The organism is Streptomyces sp. NPDC051684, from assembly GCF_044453445.1.
Taxonomy (GTDB): Bacteria; Actinomycetota; Actinomycetes; order Streptomycetales; family Streptomycetaceae; genus Streptomyces.
This window is the reverse complement of sequence record NZ_JBITCS010000005.1, coordinates 132,900-148,791: the sequence shown is the minus strand read 5'-3', so window position 1 is coordinate 148,791 and position 15,892 is coordinate 132,900. Positions and strand designations below refer to the sequence as shown.

At 72.7% G+C, this 15,892-nt stretch carries 13 protein-coding genes; 7 read left to right on the top strand and 6 right to left on the bottom strand.

The features are described from left to right. Positions 1 to 64: 64 nt before the first annotated feature. Positions 65 to 610, top strand: a complete 546-nt coding sequence (locus ACIA8D_RS08300) for a DinB family protein (RefSeq protein ID WP_399229913.1) — start codon at positions 65 to 67, stop codon at positions 608 to 610. 51 nt (positions 611 to 661) lie between these two features. Here the strand turns inward: ACIA8D_RS08300 and ACIA8D_RS08295 are convergent, their stop codons facing one another. Further along, positions 662 to 1,648, bottom strand: a complete 987-nt coding sequence (locus ACIA8D_RS08295; RefSeq protein ID WP_399229911.1) for a zinc-binding alcohol dehydrogenase family protein — start codon at positions 1,646 to 1,648, stop codon at positions 662 to 664. A 69-nt stretch (positions 1,649 to 1,717) separates the two neighbouring features. Between ACIA8D_RS08295 and ACIA8D_RS08290 the strand changes: the two genes are divergently transcribed. After that, positions 1,718 to 2,521 (top strand): cyclase family protein, encoded by an 804-nt coding sequence (locus ACIA8D_RS08290; protein WP_399229910.1) that lies wholly within the window; start codon positions 1,718 to 1,720, stop codon positions 2,519 to 2,521. A gap of 2 nt (positions 2,522 to 2,523) precedes the next feature. After that, positions 2,524 to 4,176 (top strand): thiamine pyrophosphate-binding protein, encoded by a 1,653-nt coding sequence (locus ACIA8D_RS08285; RefSeq protein ID WP_399229908.1) that lies wholly within the window; start codon positions 2,524 to 2,526, stop codon positions 4,174 to 4,176. A 323-nt stretch (positions 4,177 to 4,499) separates the two neighbouring features. Here ACIA8D_RS08285 and ACIA8D_RS08280 read toward each other — a convergent pair whose 3' ends face one another. Continuing rightward, the gene (locus ACIA8D_RS08280) at positions 4,500 to 5,393 is read right to left on the bottom strand and encodes a LysR family transcriptional regulator (protein ID WP_399229906.1); all 894 of its coding nucleotides are present in this window, start codon (positions 5,391 to 5,393) and stop codon (positions 4,500 to 4,502) included. 133 nt (positions 5,394 to 5,526) lie between these two features. Here ACIA8D_RS08280 and ACIA8D_RS08275 point away from each other — a divergent pair, with 133 nt between their 5' ends. Next, the gene (locus ACIA8D_RS08275) at positions 5,527 to 6,780 is read left to right on the top strand and encodes an MFS transporter (RefSeq protein WP_399229904.1); all 1,254 of its coding nucleotides are present in this window, start codon (positions 5,527 to 5,529) and stop codon (positions 6,778 to 6,780) included. Positions 6,781 to 7,233: 453 nt separating this feature from the next. Here ACIA8D_RS08275 and ACIA8D_RS08270 read toward each other — a convergent pair whose 3' ends face one another. After that, a complete protein-coding gene (locus tag ACIA8D_RS08270) occupies positions 7,234 to 8,514 on the bottom strand; it encodes a low temperature requirement protein A (protein WP_399229902.1) in 1,281 nt (426 codons plus the stop codon). Between the two features lie 191 nt (positions 8,515 to 8,705). On the opposite strand from ACIA8D_RS08270, the gene ACIA8D_RS08265 reads away from it, so the two are divergent. Then, positions 8,706 to 9,245, top strand: a complete 540-nt coding sequence (locus ACIA8D_RS08265) for a hypothetical protein (protein ID WP_399229900.1) — start codon at positions 8,706 to 8,708, stop codon at positions 9,243 to 9,245. An 80-nt stretch (positions 9,246 to 9,325) separates the two neighbouring features. Further along, positions 9,326 to 10,060, top strand: coding sequence for a dienelactone hydrolase family protein (locus tag ACIA8D_RS08260; RefSeq protein ID WP_399229898.1), 735 nt, complete (start codon positions 9,326 to 9,328; stop codon positions 10,058 to 10,060). A gap of 72 nt (positions 10,061 to 10,132) precedes the next feature. Here the strand turns inward: ACIA8D_RS08260 and ACIA8D_RS08255 are convergent, their stop codons facing one another. Next, on the bottom strand, positions 10,133 to 11,353 hold the full coding sequence (locus tag ACIA8D_RS08255) for a 4-hydroxybenzoate 3-monooxygenase (protein WP_399229897.1): 1,221 nt from the start codon (positions 11,351 to 11,353) through the stop codon (positions 10,133 to 10,135). Positions 11,354 to 11,368: 15 nt separating this feature from the next. Continuing rightward, a complete protein-coding gene (gene glsA / locus ACIA8D_RS08250; protein WP_399229895.1) occupies positions 11,369 to 13,174 on the bottom strand; it encodes a glutaminase A in 1,806 nt (601 codons plus the stop codon). Positions 13,175 to 13,265: 91 nt separating this feature from the next. On the opposite strand from glsA, the gene ACIA8D_RS08245 reads away from it, so the two are divergent. Continuing rightward, positions 13,266 to 13,844: a DinB family protein gene (locus ACIA8D_RS08245; protein ID WP_399229893.1), complete on the top strand. Its 579-nt coding sequence runs from the start codon at positions 13,266 to 13,268 to the stop codon at positions 13,842 to 13,844. A 166-nt stretch (positions 13,845 to 14,010) separates the two neighbouring features. Here ACIA8D_RS08245 and ACIA8D_RS08240 read toward each other — a convergent pair whose 3' ends face one another. Beyond that, positions 14,011 to 15,819 carry a TIM barrel protein gene (locus ACIA8D_RS08240; RefSeq protein ID WP_399229891.1) on the bottom strand — a complete coding sequence of 603 codons (1,809 nt, stop codon included), beginning with the start codon at positions 15,817 to 15,819 and terminating at the stop codon, positions 14,011 to 14,013. Positions 15,820 to 15,892 lie beyond the last annotated feature (73 nt).

Genomic DNA, 15,892 nt, shown 5'->3' with positions numbered 1-15,892 from the left:
ACTTGCTGACTACTGTGACGACACCGAACAGCAACCGGGCACTTCCACGCGAGAGGCGTACACCATGACCACGAGCGAGTCGACCACCAGCGCCCCCATCGTCACCGGCGAACGCGCCGACCTTCTTCAGGCGTTGGCCAAGCAGCGGCACTTCCTGGGCTTCACCGCGCGGGATCTGACGGACGACCAGGCCCGGCAGCGGACGACGGCGAGCGAGCTGTGTGTGGGCGGTCTGATCAAGCACGTCACGTCGGTGGAGCGGGGCTGGATCGGCTTCATGCTCGAAGGCCCTTCCGCCATGCCGGACTTCACCGCGATGACCGAGGAGGACTGGGCCGCGCGGGCGGCCGACTTCCGGCTGCTGCCCGAGGAGACGCTGGCGGGCGTGCTGGCCGAGTACGAGAAGGTGGCCGCGGAGACCGACGAGCTGGTGCGGACCCTGCCCGATCTGGACCGCAGGTGGCCGCTGCCCAAGGCTCCCTGGACCGAGCCGGGCGCGGAGTGGTCCGTGCGCAGCGTGCTGATCCACATCGTCGCCGAGACCGCGCAGCACGCGGGCCACGCCGACATCATCCGCGAGTCCCTGGACGGCGCGAAGAGCATGGGCTGAGTCCTGCCCCGGCCGCACCCGCCCGGTGGCGGGGTCGGCCGGGCCCGCGGCTCACCCGAGGTCGATGACCGCCCTCCCGACGACCTCACCGGCACGCAACCGCCGTACCGCCTCGGCGAATTCATCCATCCCGTACCGCTCGTACGGGAGGCTCAGCGCGCCGGACGCGAGGTCCGGGAGCAGGCGGTCGACCTCGGCGGCCACCTCCGGACCACGGTGGATCATGTTGACGGGCAGCAGGGCGACGTCCGCGAGGAGGAAGTCCGCGAGGTCGACGGTGAGTTCGCGGCCCGCCGTGTAGCCGATGAGGGCCGCGCGGCCGCGCGGCCCGACGACGGCGAGCGCGTCGCGCAGGATGTCCCCGCCGACCGTGTCGATCAGCACGTCGACCGGTCCGCCGGCGGTCTCCCGCGAGAGGTCGGCGGCGAGGACCGCCTTCGCGGCGCCGGGGACGTGGGCGAGCTTGGACTCGCGGCCGACGACGCCGGTCACCTCGGCCCCGGCCCGCTCGGCGAGCTGCACGGCCATGGCGCCGACCGCGCCGGACGCCCCGGTGACGAGGACCCGCTCGCCCGCCTCGATCCGGCCGACGGGGTGCACGGCGGCCCACGCAGTGCCGACCGGTGAGAAGTAGCTGCACGCGAGTGTGGCGTCGATGCCCTCGGGCATGACCTCGACGGCGCCGTCGGGCACGAGGACGTGCTGCGCCCAGGCGCCCTCCCGGCTGAGGCCGAGCCCTTCGCCGCGCACGCGGACGAGGGCGCCCTCGGGGTGAGCGGCGGAGGCGAGGACGGTGCCGCTGCCTTCGGTACCGGGTGCGGAGGGCAGCTCGGGCAGGATGCCGAACTGCCCGTCGAGCACGTTCAGGTCCAGGTGCGCGACGGTCGCCGCCTTCATCCGGACGAGGGTGTGTCCGGGCGCCCGCGCGGGGACGGGCCGCTCCACGAGCCGCGGCGGCACACCGAACTCTTCGAGCAGCAGGGCCCGCGAGAAGGGCGTGGCCGCTGAGTCCTGTGCGGACGCGGGCTCGTTGCTCATTGCTGTACTCCGTACTTCCGTGTGGGGGGAGGTATCGCTCCGGCACCCGGAGGATTGATGATGTCCGCCATGACATCACGTCCGCACACCTCCGCCGCCACCGACCTGATCGCCTCGCTCGCCGACGGTTCGCTCCGGGTGGTCGATCTCACCGCTCCGCTGTCGTCCGGGACGCCGATCCTGCCGCTGCCCGAGCCGATGCACCCGATACCCCGCTTCGAACTGGAGCGGCTCAACGACTGGGACGACCCGGGCGAGATCTCCTTCCAGAACCACATCCACACCGGCGAGCACGTGGGCACCCACTTCGACGCCCCGGTGCACTGGTCGTCCGGCCGTGACCTGGAGGACGTGGGCAGTGTGCCGGCGGCACGGCTCGTGGGGCCCGCCGCGGTCGTGGACAAGTCGGCCGAGTGTGCCAAGGACCCCGATCATCTGCTGGGCCTCGACGAGCTCAAGGCGTGGGAGCGGGAGCACGGCGCGCTGCCCGAGGGCGGCTGGCTGGTGTACCGCACCGGCTGGGACGCCCGCTCCGACGACCAGGAGGCCTTCCTCAACGCAGACGAGAACGGCCCGCACACGCCGGGCCTCACCGCCGAGTGCGCCCGCTACGTGGCCGAGGAGACCGGCATCGTGGGGATCGGCGTGGAGACCGTCGGCACGGACGCGGGGCAAGCGTTCCGCTTCGAACCGCCCTTCCCCGTGCACCACTTCATGCTCGGCAACGGCAAGTACGGCGTGACGCAGCTGCGGGGCGTCGGGGAGCTTCCGCCCGTCGGCGCGGTGCTCGTGGTCGCTCCGCTGCGCATCGTCGGCGGCTCCGGCAGCCCGACGCGCGTGCTGGCGCTGGTGCCCGCCGCGGAAGGCAAGTGAGCATGCTCGTACGGGAAGCCATCGGCCGTGAGCTCCACCGGCTCGGTGTGCGCACCGCGTTCGGTGTGGTGGGCAGCGGCAATTTCCATGTCACGGGTGCGCTCGTGGCGGCGGGCGCGCGTTTCGTCGCGGCCCGGCACGAGGGCGGCGCGGCGGTCATGGCCGACGCGCATGCCCGCACCAGTGGCGAGGTCACCGTCCTGACCGTGCACCAGGGCTGCGGTTACACCAACGCGCTGACGGGCGTGGCCGAGGCCGCCAAGAGCCGCACTCCGCTGCTGGTCGTGACGGCGGAGGCGACGGAGCGGACCTCGAACTTCCACGTCGATCAGCCGACCATCGCCGAGGGCGTCGGGGCGGTGTCGGCACGGGTCCGCTCCGCGCGCACGGCGCTTGACGACGTGACGCGCGCGTACCGGCTGTGCGCCGAGGAGCGCCGCACGGTGGTCCTCAACGTCCCCATCGATGTACAGGACGAGGAACTGCCCGAGGACGCGGTGCCGCCTCGGCGCCGCCCGGCACCGGGTCTGCCGCGCCCGGCCGCCGCCGACGCGGAGGCCTTCGCCGAGTTGCTGCGCCGCGCCGAACGGCCGGTGTTCGTGGCCGGCCGCGGTGCGCGGTCCGGTGCGGCCGGGGAGGCGCTCGCGGCGCTCGCCTCGCGGACGGGCGCGCTGCTCGCGACGTCGGCGGTGGCGCGCGGTCTGTTCAACGGGCGGCCGGGGCAGGAGTGGTGCGTGGACGTGGCGGGTGGATTCTCCACGCCGCTGGCCGCCGAGCTCATCTCGGGCGCCGACCTGATCGTGGGCTGGGGCTGCGCTTTGAACATGTGGACCATGCGGCACGGGCGCCTCATCTCGGACACCGCCCAGGTCGTCCAGGTAGACGTCGACCGCGATGCCCTCGGGCGTACTCGGCACATCGACCTGGGTCTGTGGGGCGGTGTCACCGAGACGGCACACGAGGTCGCCTCGATCCTGGCGGACGGACCGGCGGCGACGGGCTACCGCACGCCGGACGTCGCCAAGCACCTTGCAGTGGAGGGGAGTTGGCCCCAGGTCCCGTTCGCGGACTCCTCGGGCAACGGCCGCATCGATCCTCGTACGCTCACCCTGGCACTCAACGGCTTGCTCCCGGCCGAGCGCACCGTCGCCGTCGACTCGGGCAATTTCATGGGCTACCCGAGCATGTACCTCGACGTGCCCGATCAGTACGGGCTCTGCTTCACGCAGGCGTTCCAGTCGATCGGCCTGGGCCTGTCCACGGCGATCGGCGCCGCGCTCGCGCGGCCCGACCGCCTCCCGGTGGCGGCCTGCGGGGACGGCGGATTCCTCATGGGTGTCTCGGAGTTGGAGACGGCCGTGCGCCTCGGCCTGCCACTCCTGGTAGTGGTCTACAACGACGCCATGTACGGGGCGGAGGTCCACCACTTCGGCCACCCCGGAGAAGCGGCGGCCCTGTCCACGGTCACGTTCCCCGACACGGACCTCGCGGCCCTCGCCCGCGGCCACGGCTGCGCGGCCCTGACAGTGACGGGGCCGGAGGACCTCGCCCCGCTCACCGACTGGCTCGCCGCGCCGGACCGGCCGATGGTGATCGACGCCAAGACGACGCGCGACGAAGGCGCTTGGTGGCTGCAGGAGGCGTTCGGCCACTGACGCCCGCCCGGCCGCCGCTCGAGGACAGCGATGGCCCCCGCCGGAAATCGAGTGCGAACATCGGCGGGGGTCACCCACGAGAAAGCACTGCTCCCCTGCACGCGCTTCCTCGCCCGTTCCGCCCGATGCCGCCGCGGGGCCGCGGGAGGAAGCCCCAGTCGGCACACTTCGGACGGAGTACCACAGTCGCGTTGTCGGCGATGCGACTGTGGCGCCTTCAGTCAAGTCGCCCGGGGACCAGGGGCGTTGGAGAGGGTAACCCCCCTCGGCACCTTCAAACGTATGGCACATGCCAGCGGCGTCTCAAGACCGTCTTCGCGTCGTCATGCGGTCGCGGCGGCCGAGATCCGCAGCAGGTTCGTGAGCGCGCGGGCCGCGGCGCTCGGCGGACGGTCGGCCGGGGTCGCGAGGTACAGCGTCCAGCCCAGGTCCGCGTCCGTCACCGGCAGCACGCTCAGTCCGTGCGCGGTGTCGGCGAGGAAGCGCGGCACCAGGGCCACGCCGAGTCCCGCCCTGACGTAGTCGGCGCTGGTCGCGAGGTCGGTGATCTCGATGGTGACCTGCCGCGGGACGCCCGCCGCGGCGAAGGCGCGGTCGGCGACGGACCGGTTGCCGTATCCCACCGGGCAGTCGATGAACCGCAGCCCCGCCAGTTCGCGGATCGCCACGCTGTCGCGCCCGGCGAGCGGATGGCCGGCCGGCACCACGAGGTCGAGGGTCGAGCCGGCCAGCGGCGTCAGCTCGACCTCGGCCGGACTTGCCCCGGGCAGGGACACGAGGGCCAGGTCGAGGCGGCGTTCGGCGAGCGCGGTGAGATGACCCTGCGAGCCGGTCGGGGCGACGGTGATCTGCACCTGGACGCCCGGGTGGCGACGGTGGAACTCGCCCAGCAGGCCCGGAAGATCGATCAGCCGGATCGATGTGAGCGTGCCCAGACGCAGGGTGCCGCGCAGCGCGCCCCGCACCTCGGCCACCGCGTCGGCGGCGTCGCGCGCGGCGTCGAGGACGATCCGGGCGCGCGGCAGCAGCGCGCGACCCTCGTCCGTCAGCAGCACCCGTTTGGAGTTGCGGTCGAGCAGCCGGGCGTCCAGTTCGCGCTCCAGCGTTTTGACCGCGGCGGAGACCGCGGACTGGACGAGGTGCAAACGGGCCGCCGCGCGGGTGAAGTTCTGCTCTTCGGCGACTGCCACGAAGTACTCGAGATGCCGTAGTTCCACTCGTCGACCATCGCATCAATCATCTGTGATCGCGATCGTCACAAGCTCGAAGATTCGTTGGACGCGATGGCTGGGCGGGCGGACAGTGGGACGTGCCCGCCCGCACCCCCTCAGCCGAACGGACACCTGCCGCATGGCCACGCCGACGCGCGTCCGCACCCCGTCCACCTCCTCCCACGTGCCCCGGCCCACCGTGGTGCAGCGCCGCCACGGGATCGGCTTCTGGACGGTGGCGCTCGCCTTCCTCACGTCGATGGCCTTCTCGACGGTGCCCACTCCCCTGTATCCGCTGTACGAGGAGCGGGACGGCTTCTCGACCTTCACGGTGACCGTCGTCTTCGCCGTGTACGCGGTGGGCGTGATGGTCAGCCTGATGCTGGCCGGTCATGTGTCGGACTGGGTGGGGCGCAAGAAGATCCTGCTTCCGGCGCTTGGCCTGGAGTTCGTCGCCGCCCTGCTGTTCCTGTCGAGCCCGGCGCTGCCCGTGTTGCTCGTCGCCCGGTTCGTGAGCGGCCTGGGCATCGGCATGCTGAGCGCGACGGCCACCGCCCACCTCGCCGAACTGCACGCCGCGCACCGTCCCGGCGCCTCCCCGCAGCGTTTCGAGACGGTGGCGACGGCCGCCAACATCGGCGGACTCGGCATCGGCCCGCTGGTGTCCGGGTTCCTCGCGCAGTACGTGACCGCTCCGCTGCGACTGCCGTATCTCGTGTTCGCCGTCCTCCTCGTGGCCGTGGCGGTGGCCCTGTCGCGCACCCCGGAGACGGTGCGCGAGCTGCCGGTCAGGCCGCGCTACCGGCCGCAGCGGGTGAGCGCCGACCACGGCGACCGGGCGGGGTACGTGGCCGCGGCCGTCACCGCGTTCGCGTCCTTCGCGGTGTTCGGCCTGTTCTCCTCCATCGCGGCGGGGTTCGTCGCGCACTCGCTGCGCCACCCGTCACACCTGCTGGCCGGCGCGATCTCGCTCCTGGTGTTCGGGGGCGCGGCGCTCGCCCAGATCCTCACCACCCGCCTCGCGCCGCGGACGAAGTCGACGCTGGGGCTGCTCGCGCAGGGCGCGGGCTTCCTCACACTGGTGGCCGGGATGCACACCGCCGACCTCGCGACGTTCCTGATCGGTGGCGCGGTCGCGGGCATCGGGGCGGGGCTGCTGTTCAAGGCGGCGGTCGGAGCCGTGGTCGCGATGGCGGCGCCCGCCCGGCGCGGCGAGGCGCTCGCGGGACTGTTCCTCGTCGCCTATCTGGGGCTGAGCGGACCGGCCGTCGCCCTCGGCCTCGCCACGCTCCGGCTGACGGCGACCTCGGCGATGACCTGGTTCGCCGTGGCGGTCCTCGCCCTGCTGGCGACGGTCGGCGTTATCAACCACCGGTCGCAACACGGGCGTTGAGCGGGGCCGCGACGGCGCGCGCGTCCCGCTCCCCTGGTCCGGCACGGCGGCGCCGTACGGATTCAGCGGCGCGGCACCCGAAGCGACCTGGCTGCCCCAGCCCGCCGACTGGGCGCCGTTCACGGTGGCCGCGCAACAGGCGGACCCGGGCTCGACGCTCGCCCTGTACCGCCGGGCACCGCGCCTGCGCCGCATCCTTCCGGCCCCTGATCCCACACACAGTGGCCCTCCGCGCCCGGATCACCCCATCTCGCGTTCCGGTGAGGGAACTTGGTGTGCGTGGTGAACCTGGCCGAGGAATCGCTCCCCCCTCCACCCTCGTCGTGACCGGCCCCCGCTCCTCACGGCCGCCCGCTCTCGGCGGGCGCCCTGCCGCGCGACACGGCGGCGTGGCTGGTGTCCCCGGCCTGAGCGCGTGCGGCGCTGCCGCGCCCGTCACGGCCGGGCCTCGATTCAGCCGGTCGTGGCGGGCACCTCGGCTCCGTACCGGGCGCGCCACACCACCGGCCAGCCGACCGCGACCACCGCGAGCACGACCGCCTGCCCGGTCCCGAGGCCCTCGGACACCGACGGGCCCTGACCCACGACCAGCAGGCCCGCCACCACCAGAGCCGGGGCCACGGCTCCCGCCGTCCACCGCCATCCCCGGCCGGCGGCCCGTGCGCACACCGCCGCGGTGAGCAGGATCAGCGCGACGACGACGCCGAGCAGCATCCGCGCCGGGCCCGGCAGGGCGCCGTCCGCGTCGGCCACCGCCCTGCCGAGCACCGCCGCGAGCGCAGCCACCGACCCCGCGAACAGACAGTGCAGCGGCAGCACCAGGTGCACGGCGAGCGCCTCCGGGACCAGCAGCGGCAGCCCGTGCGCGCCCCCGAGCAGCGCCAGCGCCCACACGAGGACCAGGATGGCGAAGGCGCCCACGGCAACGATCCGCACCGAGCCGTTCCACTCCGCCTCCCCGGCCGCGTCGACGGACTGGACGAGCCCCTCGCCGAGGACGATCAGCACGAACAGGCCGAGGCGTTCCGAGAGATGGGTGAGGTCCGCGGTCACCAGTTCGGGCTTCATCAGGGCCCGGCGACCGCGCTCGCCGATGCCGCGGGCGGGGCGTCCGGCGTCACTCCTGCGTTCCTCCTGTTCGAGGCGGCGCCGCACGCGCTCCTTGCCCTGGGCCCAGCGCTCGTCGACCGCCTCCTGCATCACACCCCGCGAGACCCGGACCATCACGAACACGTCGATGGCGAGGCCCAGCGCCCACAGCCACAGACGGGCGTCCCCGCCGACCCACAGCGACACGATCCACGGCGCGAGGCCGCCGCTGAGCTGGAGGATCGGCAGATCGACGACGACCTTTCCCGGCCGATTCGCCGCGCGGGAGGCCATGACGCGCACCAGCACGTAGGCGAGGGCGAACGCGAACGCCTTCTCGTCCGACTCCCGCACCCCCGGCACGGCCGCGGCCATCACGGCCATCCCGAACATGGCGACAATGACGACGAGGGTGCGCGCCCGGTCCTGGGCCACGTTCCCGTACATCGTGAACATCACCCACGTGAACCAGAACGCCAGGAACAGCAGACCGTACTCGCCGAGCTCCGCCCACGTCGGCCCGGTGTGCAGCAGATGGGCCAGCTGTCCCACCCCCGCGACGACGATCAGGTCGAAGAACAGTTCCAGCCAAGAAGCGTGGCGTTCGGGGACGGGTTCGTCCACTGTGTCGAGAGTTTCTGGCATGACGGAATTATCTACACAGAACAGCACATTTGACGTGGAGTCCCGCGCGCCGTTCCCGCCCACACGTTCCGGCATGTGCCAGCAGCGCGATCCTCTCCCGACTTCGCAGCCATGGCCAGATCTTCACGGAGCGAGTTCTCCGGATTGATGAATCCGCTGACCAGACAGGCCAGTTGACGTATGGTCACCCAATGGACGGAGCGCAGTGGTTGGCCTCCTGTCACCGAAAGCCGAGCGAGGCATATGCCGCATGGGAGCAGTCGCCCTTTCTGGCGAAGCTCCCGGCGGGTCACGGCTGGGACGCCTTGCGCGTGCAGCAGCCGCTCGGTCTGACGGTGCTGTGGGAGCTGGGCGAGGAGGCGGACGCCGTGCCGGTGCTCGAGGAGCACGCCAAGCCGCGCCCGGTGTTCTACATCCTCACGCGCCCCGACGCCGGCGCCGTGGCCTGGCCCGAGACGGAGGACGTCCGGATGCTCACCGCGGGCGAGGATCTGTCGATGCCCTCCCCCGACGCCGACGGCATCACGGGGGTGCGCCACCACTCGTTCCTGTGGCGCACACCGCCGGACGGCAGCGGCAGGCTGGTCGACCCCGAACTCCTGCGCACCGCCCTCAAGTCCGCCCTCGACCCCGGCCGGCAGGCCGAGCGGATAAGGGCGGCCCGCGCCGTCTTCTGGGCGAGCAAGCGGCACAGCCACGGAGCACCCGACCCCGGGCACCCCGTGCGGTGAGACGCCCCGGCGGGCAGCTGTACTGTGCACTGATATCAGTGTTCCAGGGAGGATGATCCGCCATCACCACCAGCAAGACAGTGCAGATTCCCACCGCGGACGGCCGGGCCGACGCGTTCGCCGCCTTCCCCGACGACGGCGCGCGGCACCCGGGCGTACTGCTCTACATGGACGCCTTCGGCGTGCGGCCCGTGATCGAGGAGCTGGCCCGCGAGCTGGCCGGGCACGGCTACTACGTGCTCGTGCCCAACGTCTACTACCGGCGCGGGGCCTCCCCCGTCGTCGAGCTTCCCGAGCACATCAGCGAGGAGAACCGGCCGGAGATCTTCGGCAAGCTGATGCCACTGCTCCAGGAGCACACCGCCGAGCGCGCCCTCAGCGACGCCGAGGCCTACGTCGACTTCCTCTGTGCCCAGCCCGAGGTCGCCGAAGGCTCCATCGGTACGACCGGCTACTGCATGGGCGCCGCCCTCGCGCTGCGCACCGCCGCGGCCCGCCCCGACAAGGTCGGCGCCGTCGCCGGATTCCACCCCGGCATGCTCGTCACCGACGCCCCCGACAGCGCGCACCTGTCGGCCGACAAGGTCGCAGCCCGCGTGCACCTGGGCCTCGCCGAGGGCGACCTGGCACCCGAGGCCGTCGCCGCGCTCAACGAGTCCTTCGAGACCGCCGGTGTCGAGCACTCCATCGAGCTCTACCCCGGCAGTGTCCACGGCTTCACCATGGCCGACACGTCCGCCTTCGACGCGGACGCGCTGAAGCGCCACTGGGACCGGCTGCTGCCGCTGCTCGACGGCACGCTGCGGGCCGGCTGAGCGCTCCGCCCGGTCCGGGCGCGGCGGCACCGGCGTCGTACACGAAGGCACCGGTGCCGCCGCGCCCGTGGGTCAGTACCCCTCCGCCGACCCGAGGTACTGCTCGGCGAACGCCGTCGCCGCCGCCCGCGACGTGAACAGGCGGCGCAGCCGGGCCAGCGTCGTGCCGGTCCGGAACGGGTCGCCGAACGACGCGCCGTGGTAGACCTCCGACAGCCACTGCGAGAACTCCTGGTAGTCCCACACCCGCCGCAGGCAGGCCGCACCGTATCCGTCGAGCCCGCTGCCGTCACCCGCCCGGTGCGCCACGATCGCGTCCGCGAGGAGGAACGCGTCGTGCAGGGCGAGGTTGAGGCCCTTCGCCGCGATGGGGGCGACGAGGTGGGCGGCGTCCCCGGCCAGGAAGAGCCGCCCGTACGTCATGGGTTCGGTGACGTAGTCGTGCATGTCGAGGACGCGCTTCTCGAACAACTCGCCCTCGGCCAACGGCTCGGCGCCCTGTGCGGCGAGTCGGCTGCGCAGCTGCGTCCACACCTGTTCGTGCGACCAGCCGTCCGGGTCGTCGCCGGGCGGGCACTGCAGGTAGTAGCGGGTGACCTCGGGGCTGCGGGGCATCTGACCGGCGAAGCCCTCCTCGTGCATGCCGAACAGGACGCGGTCCGCCGACGGCGGCGCCTGCGCGAGCAGCGCCAGCCAGCCGATGCCGTAGTCGTGCCGCGCGACGCGGACCCGGCCGGCGGGGATCGCCTCGCGCGTTACCCCGCGGGCCCCGTCGCACCCGGCGACGAACTCGCAGTGCAGCAGCCGCCGTTGACCGGTGTCGCCGCAGGTGTACGAGACGGAGGGGAGCTCGCCCTCCAGGTCGTGCAGGCGGATGTCGCGGACGCCGAAGCGGATGTCTCCGCCGCGTACGTCGGCGTACTCGCGTACCAGGTCGGTCACGAGCAGCGGCTGCGGGTAGACGAAATGGTGGTGGCCGGTCAGGTCGGTGTAGCCGAAGCGGTGCCGCTCACCGGCGAATCGGAACTCGCAGGCCGTGTGCCGCTCCGCGTGCTTGAGCAGCTGTGTGGCGAGGCCGCGCCGGTCGAGGGCGCGGACCGCCCACTCCTCGATGACACCGGCCCGCGGCCGCCGCTCGATGAACGTACGGGTCTCGCACTCCAGGACCACGCAGTCGACGCCCGCGGCCCGCAGGATGTTCCCGAGGGTGAGGCCGGCGGGCCCCGCGCCGACAATCACCACCGAACTCCGGTCTGACACCGTCGAGTTGGGCCCGCTCTCCGCGTCGGTCATGCGGCCCATTATGGGTCAGGTGACATCCCCGCGGTCCACCGTCTCCGCGCCTTCCAGCGGTGCCCGCTCCAGGAAGGCCACCGCGTCGGGCTCCCGCTCGCGCAGCCGCCGGAAGCCCGCGGCGGTGAGGGTTCGGCAGCGCGTGTCGCGTTCGGCGAAGACCTTGCGGGTGCGGCCGGGCGGGAAGTCGGCGGGGGTGAGGGCGGCGCCGGGGCCCGCCGACCAGGTGCGGCGCGTCGACGTGACCGTGTCGGTGGTCTCGGCACACACGGACAGCCGCCCGGATTCGACGTACCACAGCACGATCCGGTCGAGCGGCGCCGTCTGCGGCGGCGCGACCGATTCGCCCGCCGCGAGGTCCAGGGTGTCGAAGGCCTCGGCGAGGGCGGCGCGCAGCCCGGTGTCGGCCGCGCCGAACAGGTCGCAGTCGGCGAGCGGCACGGAGACATCGGGGTCGAGCCCGATCCCGGTGAGCAGCTCGTCCTCGCAGGCCTCCAGGGCCCGGCCGAGGTCGGGGAACTCGTCCGTGGTGCGGGTCATGGCCTGCCGTTCGTCCGGATCGGCGAGCACCATCCGCAGCTCGCGGGCGCGCAGCTCGTCGGCGAGGCCGCGCAGCAGGTCGGCGGCGACGGGTTCGACGCGGCCGACGCGGGTGAGGTCGAGTACGAACCAGCCGACGGCGTCCGGGAGGTCGAGGGCGGCGCGCAGGGTCTGCTCGGCGGTGGCGAAGTCGAGGTCGCCCTGGAGGACGTGGACGCGGATGCGTTGGGCGCGGGCGTCGAGGGCGGCCCGCTGGGCGCGGGTGCGGTGCCGCAGGGACCGCAGCGGCGTGGGGTGCAGGGAGCGGGGCGGCAGCGGCCTGCGTTCCGGGGCGGTGGCCCGCATCAGGTGCAGGCCGAACTGGTCGGAGATCAGGTGGCAGGCGGCGATGCCGCGCACGCTGTTGCCCTTCTCCTCCAGCGGCGGGCTGAACACGCCGATCCCGAACTGGCTCGGCAGCGCGACACCGATCCCGCCGGACACCCCGCTCTTGGCGGGCATGCCGACCCGCAGCATCCACTGCCCCGACGCGTCGTACATGCCACAGGTGGCCATGACGGCGAGGACGTGCTGGGCGTGCCGGCTCGCGACGACGCGTTCCCCGGTGACCGGGTTGATGCCGCCGCCCGCGAGGGTCGCGTGCATCACGGCGAGGTCGTCGCAGGTGACGAGGACGGAGCACTGGCGGAAGTAGACGGCGAGCTCCGCCTCGACATCGCCGGTGAGCGAGCCCGCGTTGTGCATGAGGTAGGCGAGGGCCCGATTGCGGTCGCCGGTGGCGCACTCGGAGGCGTACACGGCCTCGTCGACGGTCAGCGGCCGCCCCGCGAAGGCGCTGAGCCCGTCCAGGATGCGGTCGAAGCGGGCCTTCGGGGTATCACCCGCGACGAGCGAACTGGTCACGATGGCACCGGCGTTGACCATCGGGTTCGGCGGCCGGCCCGTGCCCGGTTCGAGCCGGATCGAGTTGAACGCCTCGCCGCTCGGCTCGGCGCCCACCCGGGCCAGGACGTTCTCCAGGCCGTGGTCGGCGAGCGCGAGCGCGAACACGAAGGGCTTCGACACGGACTGCGCGGTGAAGCGGACGTCCGTGTCCCCGCTCCCGTAGACCTGCCCGTCGAGGGTGCACAGGCTGACGCCGAACAGGCGCGGGTCGACGCGGCCCAGCTCCGGGATGTACGAGGCGGGCTCGCCGTCGTTCAGGTCGCGCAGCCGCAGCCGCACGCCGTCGAGGAGTGCGGTCAGCGGATCGTGCGCGGAGGCTTGCGGCTCGTGTCCCATCCCGTCCATCGAATCCCATGCGGTGCTTCACTGCCTGTCGAGAACCCCAAAATCCCTGTTCCCAACCCGACCGGGGCAGCAGAGTGGGCGCATGACCGACATCGATCACAAGAACGATCTCCTGCACTACCTCCAGGACGCCCGCGACGCGCTCGTGTGGAAGCTCGACGGGCTCTCGGAGTACGACGTGCGGCGCCCGCTGACACCGACGGGCACGAACCTGCTGGGCCTGCTCAAACACCTGGCCGGAGTGGAGCTCGGCTACCTCTGCGACACCTTCGGCCGGGCGCACGGCGAGCCGCTGCCCGACTTCAAGGACGGCGAGGACGAGAACGCCGACATGTTCGCGACCGCCGACGAGTCCCGCGAGGAGATCGTCGAGCGCTACCGGCGGGCCTGGACCCACTGCGACGCCTCGGTGCGTGAGCTGTCCCTGGACACCCTCGGCACCGTCCCGTGGTGGCCGAAGGAGCGGGGCCAGGTCACGCTCCACCACGTCCTCGTACGGGTCCTGTCCGACACGCAGCGCCATGCCGGACAGGCCGACATCCTCCGCGAGGGCCTCGACGGCCTGGCCGGCTACCGCCAGGACAACGACAGCCTGCCCCCGCTGGACTGGGAACGGCACCACGCCCGCCTGGAGGAGATCGCGGCACGCTTCAAGGATTGATCCGCTAGGGCTTGTCGTTTGGATCAGGCCGGATCAGGGAGCGGGGCCTGGTGCGTGCGATCGCAAGGCGGAGGAGGGAGGCGACGCGGAGCGTCGTCGACCGACGACAACGCCGCGAGCGTGCGTGCCAGGCCCCGCGAGCCCGGCCTGATCCAAACGACAGGCCCTAGTTCGGCGCGTGCTGCGCCGCGAGCCGGACCGGCGCGTTCTGCGCCCCGTATCCCTCGTAGCCGTCCTCGCGCTGGGCCAGTTCGAAGAAGACCCGGCCGACCGTGCGGGTGTAGCAGTGGCGGAAGGTCCCATGGGCGTCGCGGTCGTAGAGGATGCCGAGGTCCTGGTAGGTCTCCAGCTCGCCGCGGGCGAACTCGAAGCGGGCGGCCAGGTCGTCGTAGTAGTTGCCCGGCATCGGCAGCAGCTCCCCGCCCGCCGCGCGGAAGCGACGGGCGGCCGCGACGACATCGCTGGTGGCGAGGGCGATGTGCTGGGCGCGATCCTGGTCCTCGCCGGGTCCGGGGCCCGCGCCGAGGGCGATGCGGACGGCGCCGTCGGCGGTGGCGACGGCGCGGCTGCGCAGCAGTCCGTACGGGTCGGCGACGTCGACGCTCGCCCGTGGTTCGAGGCCGAGCACGCTGCGGTGGAACAGGGCGGCCTCGTCGAACTGGTGCCAGGGCTGGGTGAGCTGGAGGTGGTCGACGCCGGTGATGTCGGTCTCGGCGGGCCGCTCGCCGGTGGGTTCGAAGTCCCGGATCCAGCTGGGCAGTTCGGGGCGATCGGTGGCGCAGAAGAAGAGTTCGGTGCCGTCGGGCGCGGCGACCGCGTCGAGGAGTACGTCGCCGGTTCCACGGCGGCGCGGCAGGACCGGGGCGAGCAGCGCCTCGGCGCGGCGGGCGGCGGCGGCCGGGTCGGGGGACTCCAGGCCGACGGCGGCGAGGACGGTGCCGTCGCGGCGGGCGGCGGGCCCGGTGTTGAGCAGCACGCGGGCCTCGCCCTGCTCCCACAGGTCGACCGGCTTTCCGCGGTGACGTCCGGTGCGGGTGAAGCCGAGAGCGGCGAGGAGGTCGGCGGCCGGGGCGACGTCGGGGGTGACGAGTTCCGTGAAGGCGACGCCGGTGGGAACGACCGGGGCGGGCAACTCGCCCTGCGCGACCACGTCCTGCACACCCACGGCCTCCTGGAGGGCGAGCAGCGAGCGCAGCGCGTCCACGGCCGCGGGTCCCGCCTCGGCCTGCCGGAACACATCGTTGAAGATCTCCAACGACAGCGGCCCCCGGTATCCGGCGCGCAGCACGTGCCGCAGCAGGCCCGCGACGTCGAGGTCGCCCTGGCCCGGGAAGCAGCGGTAGTGGCGGCTCCACCGCAGGACGTCCATGTCGAGCAACGGCGCGTCGGCGAGCTGGAGGAAGAAGATCTTGTCGCCCGGGATGTCCTCGATGCCTTCGAGGTCCTTGCCCTCGGCGCCGCGGGCGAGGATGTGGAAGCTGTCGAGGCAGGTGCCGAGCGCAGGGTGGTCGGCGGCCTCGACGATGCGCCAGGCGTGGTCGTACGTGTTGACGTGGCGGCCCCAGGCGAGTGCCTCGTAGGCGACGCGGACACCGAAGTCGCTCGCCCGCTCGGCGAGTCGGCGCAGCTGGTCGGCGGCGAGCGCGTCGTCGCCGACGGAGAGCGGCGAGACGCTGGAGCACACCAGGACGGTGTCGGTGCGGAGGCGCTGCATGACGCGGAACTTGTGCTCGGCGCGCCGCAGGTTCTGGGCGAACACGTCCTCGGGCACGGCCTCCATGTCGCGCATCGGCTGGTACAGGTCGATGCTCAGGCCGAGGTCCGCGCAGCGGTCGCGGACGTCCTCGGGGGTGAGGGGGCTGGCGAGCAGGTCGTTCTCGAAGATCTCGACGCCGTCGAAGCCCGCGCGGGCGGCGGCGGTGAGCTTCTCGGTGAGCGATCCGCTGAGCGAGACGGTGGCGATGGAGGTTCGCACGGGGCTCCTTCCGGAGGGGGCGGGCGGCGGCGGGGCGGGCGGCGGCGGGGTTGAAAAGATCGGGGCTCTGCCC

Bases quoted from the DNA above. Each gene is read 5' to 3' on its own strand.
- ACIA8D_RS08300 (WP_399229913.1), top strand. From the start codon at position 65: ATGACCACGAGCGAGTCGACCACCAGCGCCCCCATCGTCACCGGCGAA.
- ACIA8D_RS08295 (WP_399229911.1), bottom strand. From the start codon at position 1,648: ATGAGCAACGAGCCCGCGTCCGCACAGGACTCAGCGGCCACGCCCTTC.
- ACIA8D_RS08290 (WP_399229910.1), top strand. From the start codon at position 1,718: ATGACATCACGTCCGCACACCTCCGCCGCCACCGACCTGATCGCCTCG.
- ACIA8D_RS08285 (WP_399229908.1), top strand. From the start codon at position 2,524: ATGCTCGTACGGGAAGCCATCGGCCGTGAGCTCCACCGGCTCGGTGTG.
- ACIA8D_RS08275 (WP_399229904.1), top strand. From the start codon at position 5,527: ATGGCCACGCCGACGCGCGTCCGCACCCCGTCCACCTCCTCCCACGTG.
- ACIA8D_RS08270 (WP_399229902.1), bottom strand. From the start codon at position 8,514: ATGCCAGAAACTCTCGACACAGTGGACGAACCCGTCCCCGAACGCCAC.
- ACIA8D_RS08265 (WP_399229900.1), top strand. From the start codon at position 8,706: ATGGACGGAGCGCAGTGGTTGGCCTCCTGTCACCGAAAGCCGAGCGAG.
- ACIA8D_RS08255 (WP_399229897.1), bottom strand. From the start codon at position 11,353: ATGACCGACGCGGAGAGCGGGCCCAACTCGACGGTGTCAGACCGGAGT.
- glsA (WP_399229895.1), bottom strand. From the start codon at position 13,174: ATGGGACACGAGCCGCAAGCCTCCGCGCACGATCCGCTGACCGCACTC.
- ACIA8D_RS08245 (WP_399229893.1), top strand. From the start codon at position 13,266: ATGACCGACATCGATCACAAGAACGATCTCCTGCACTACCTCCAGGAC.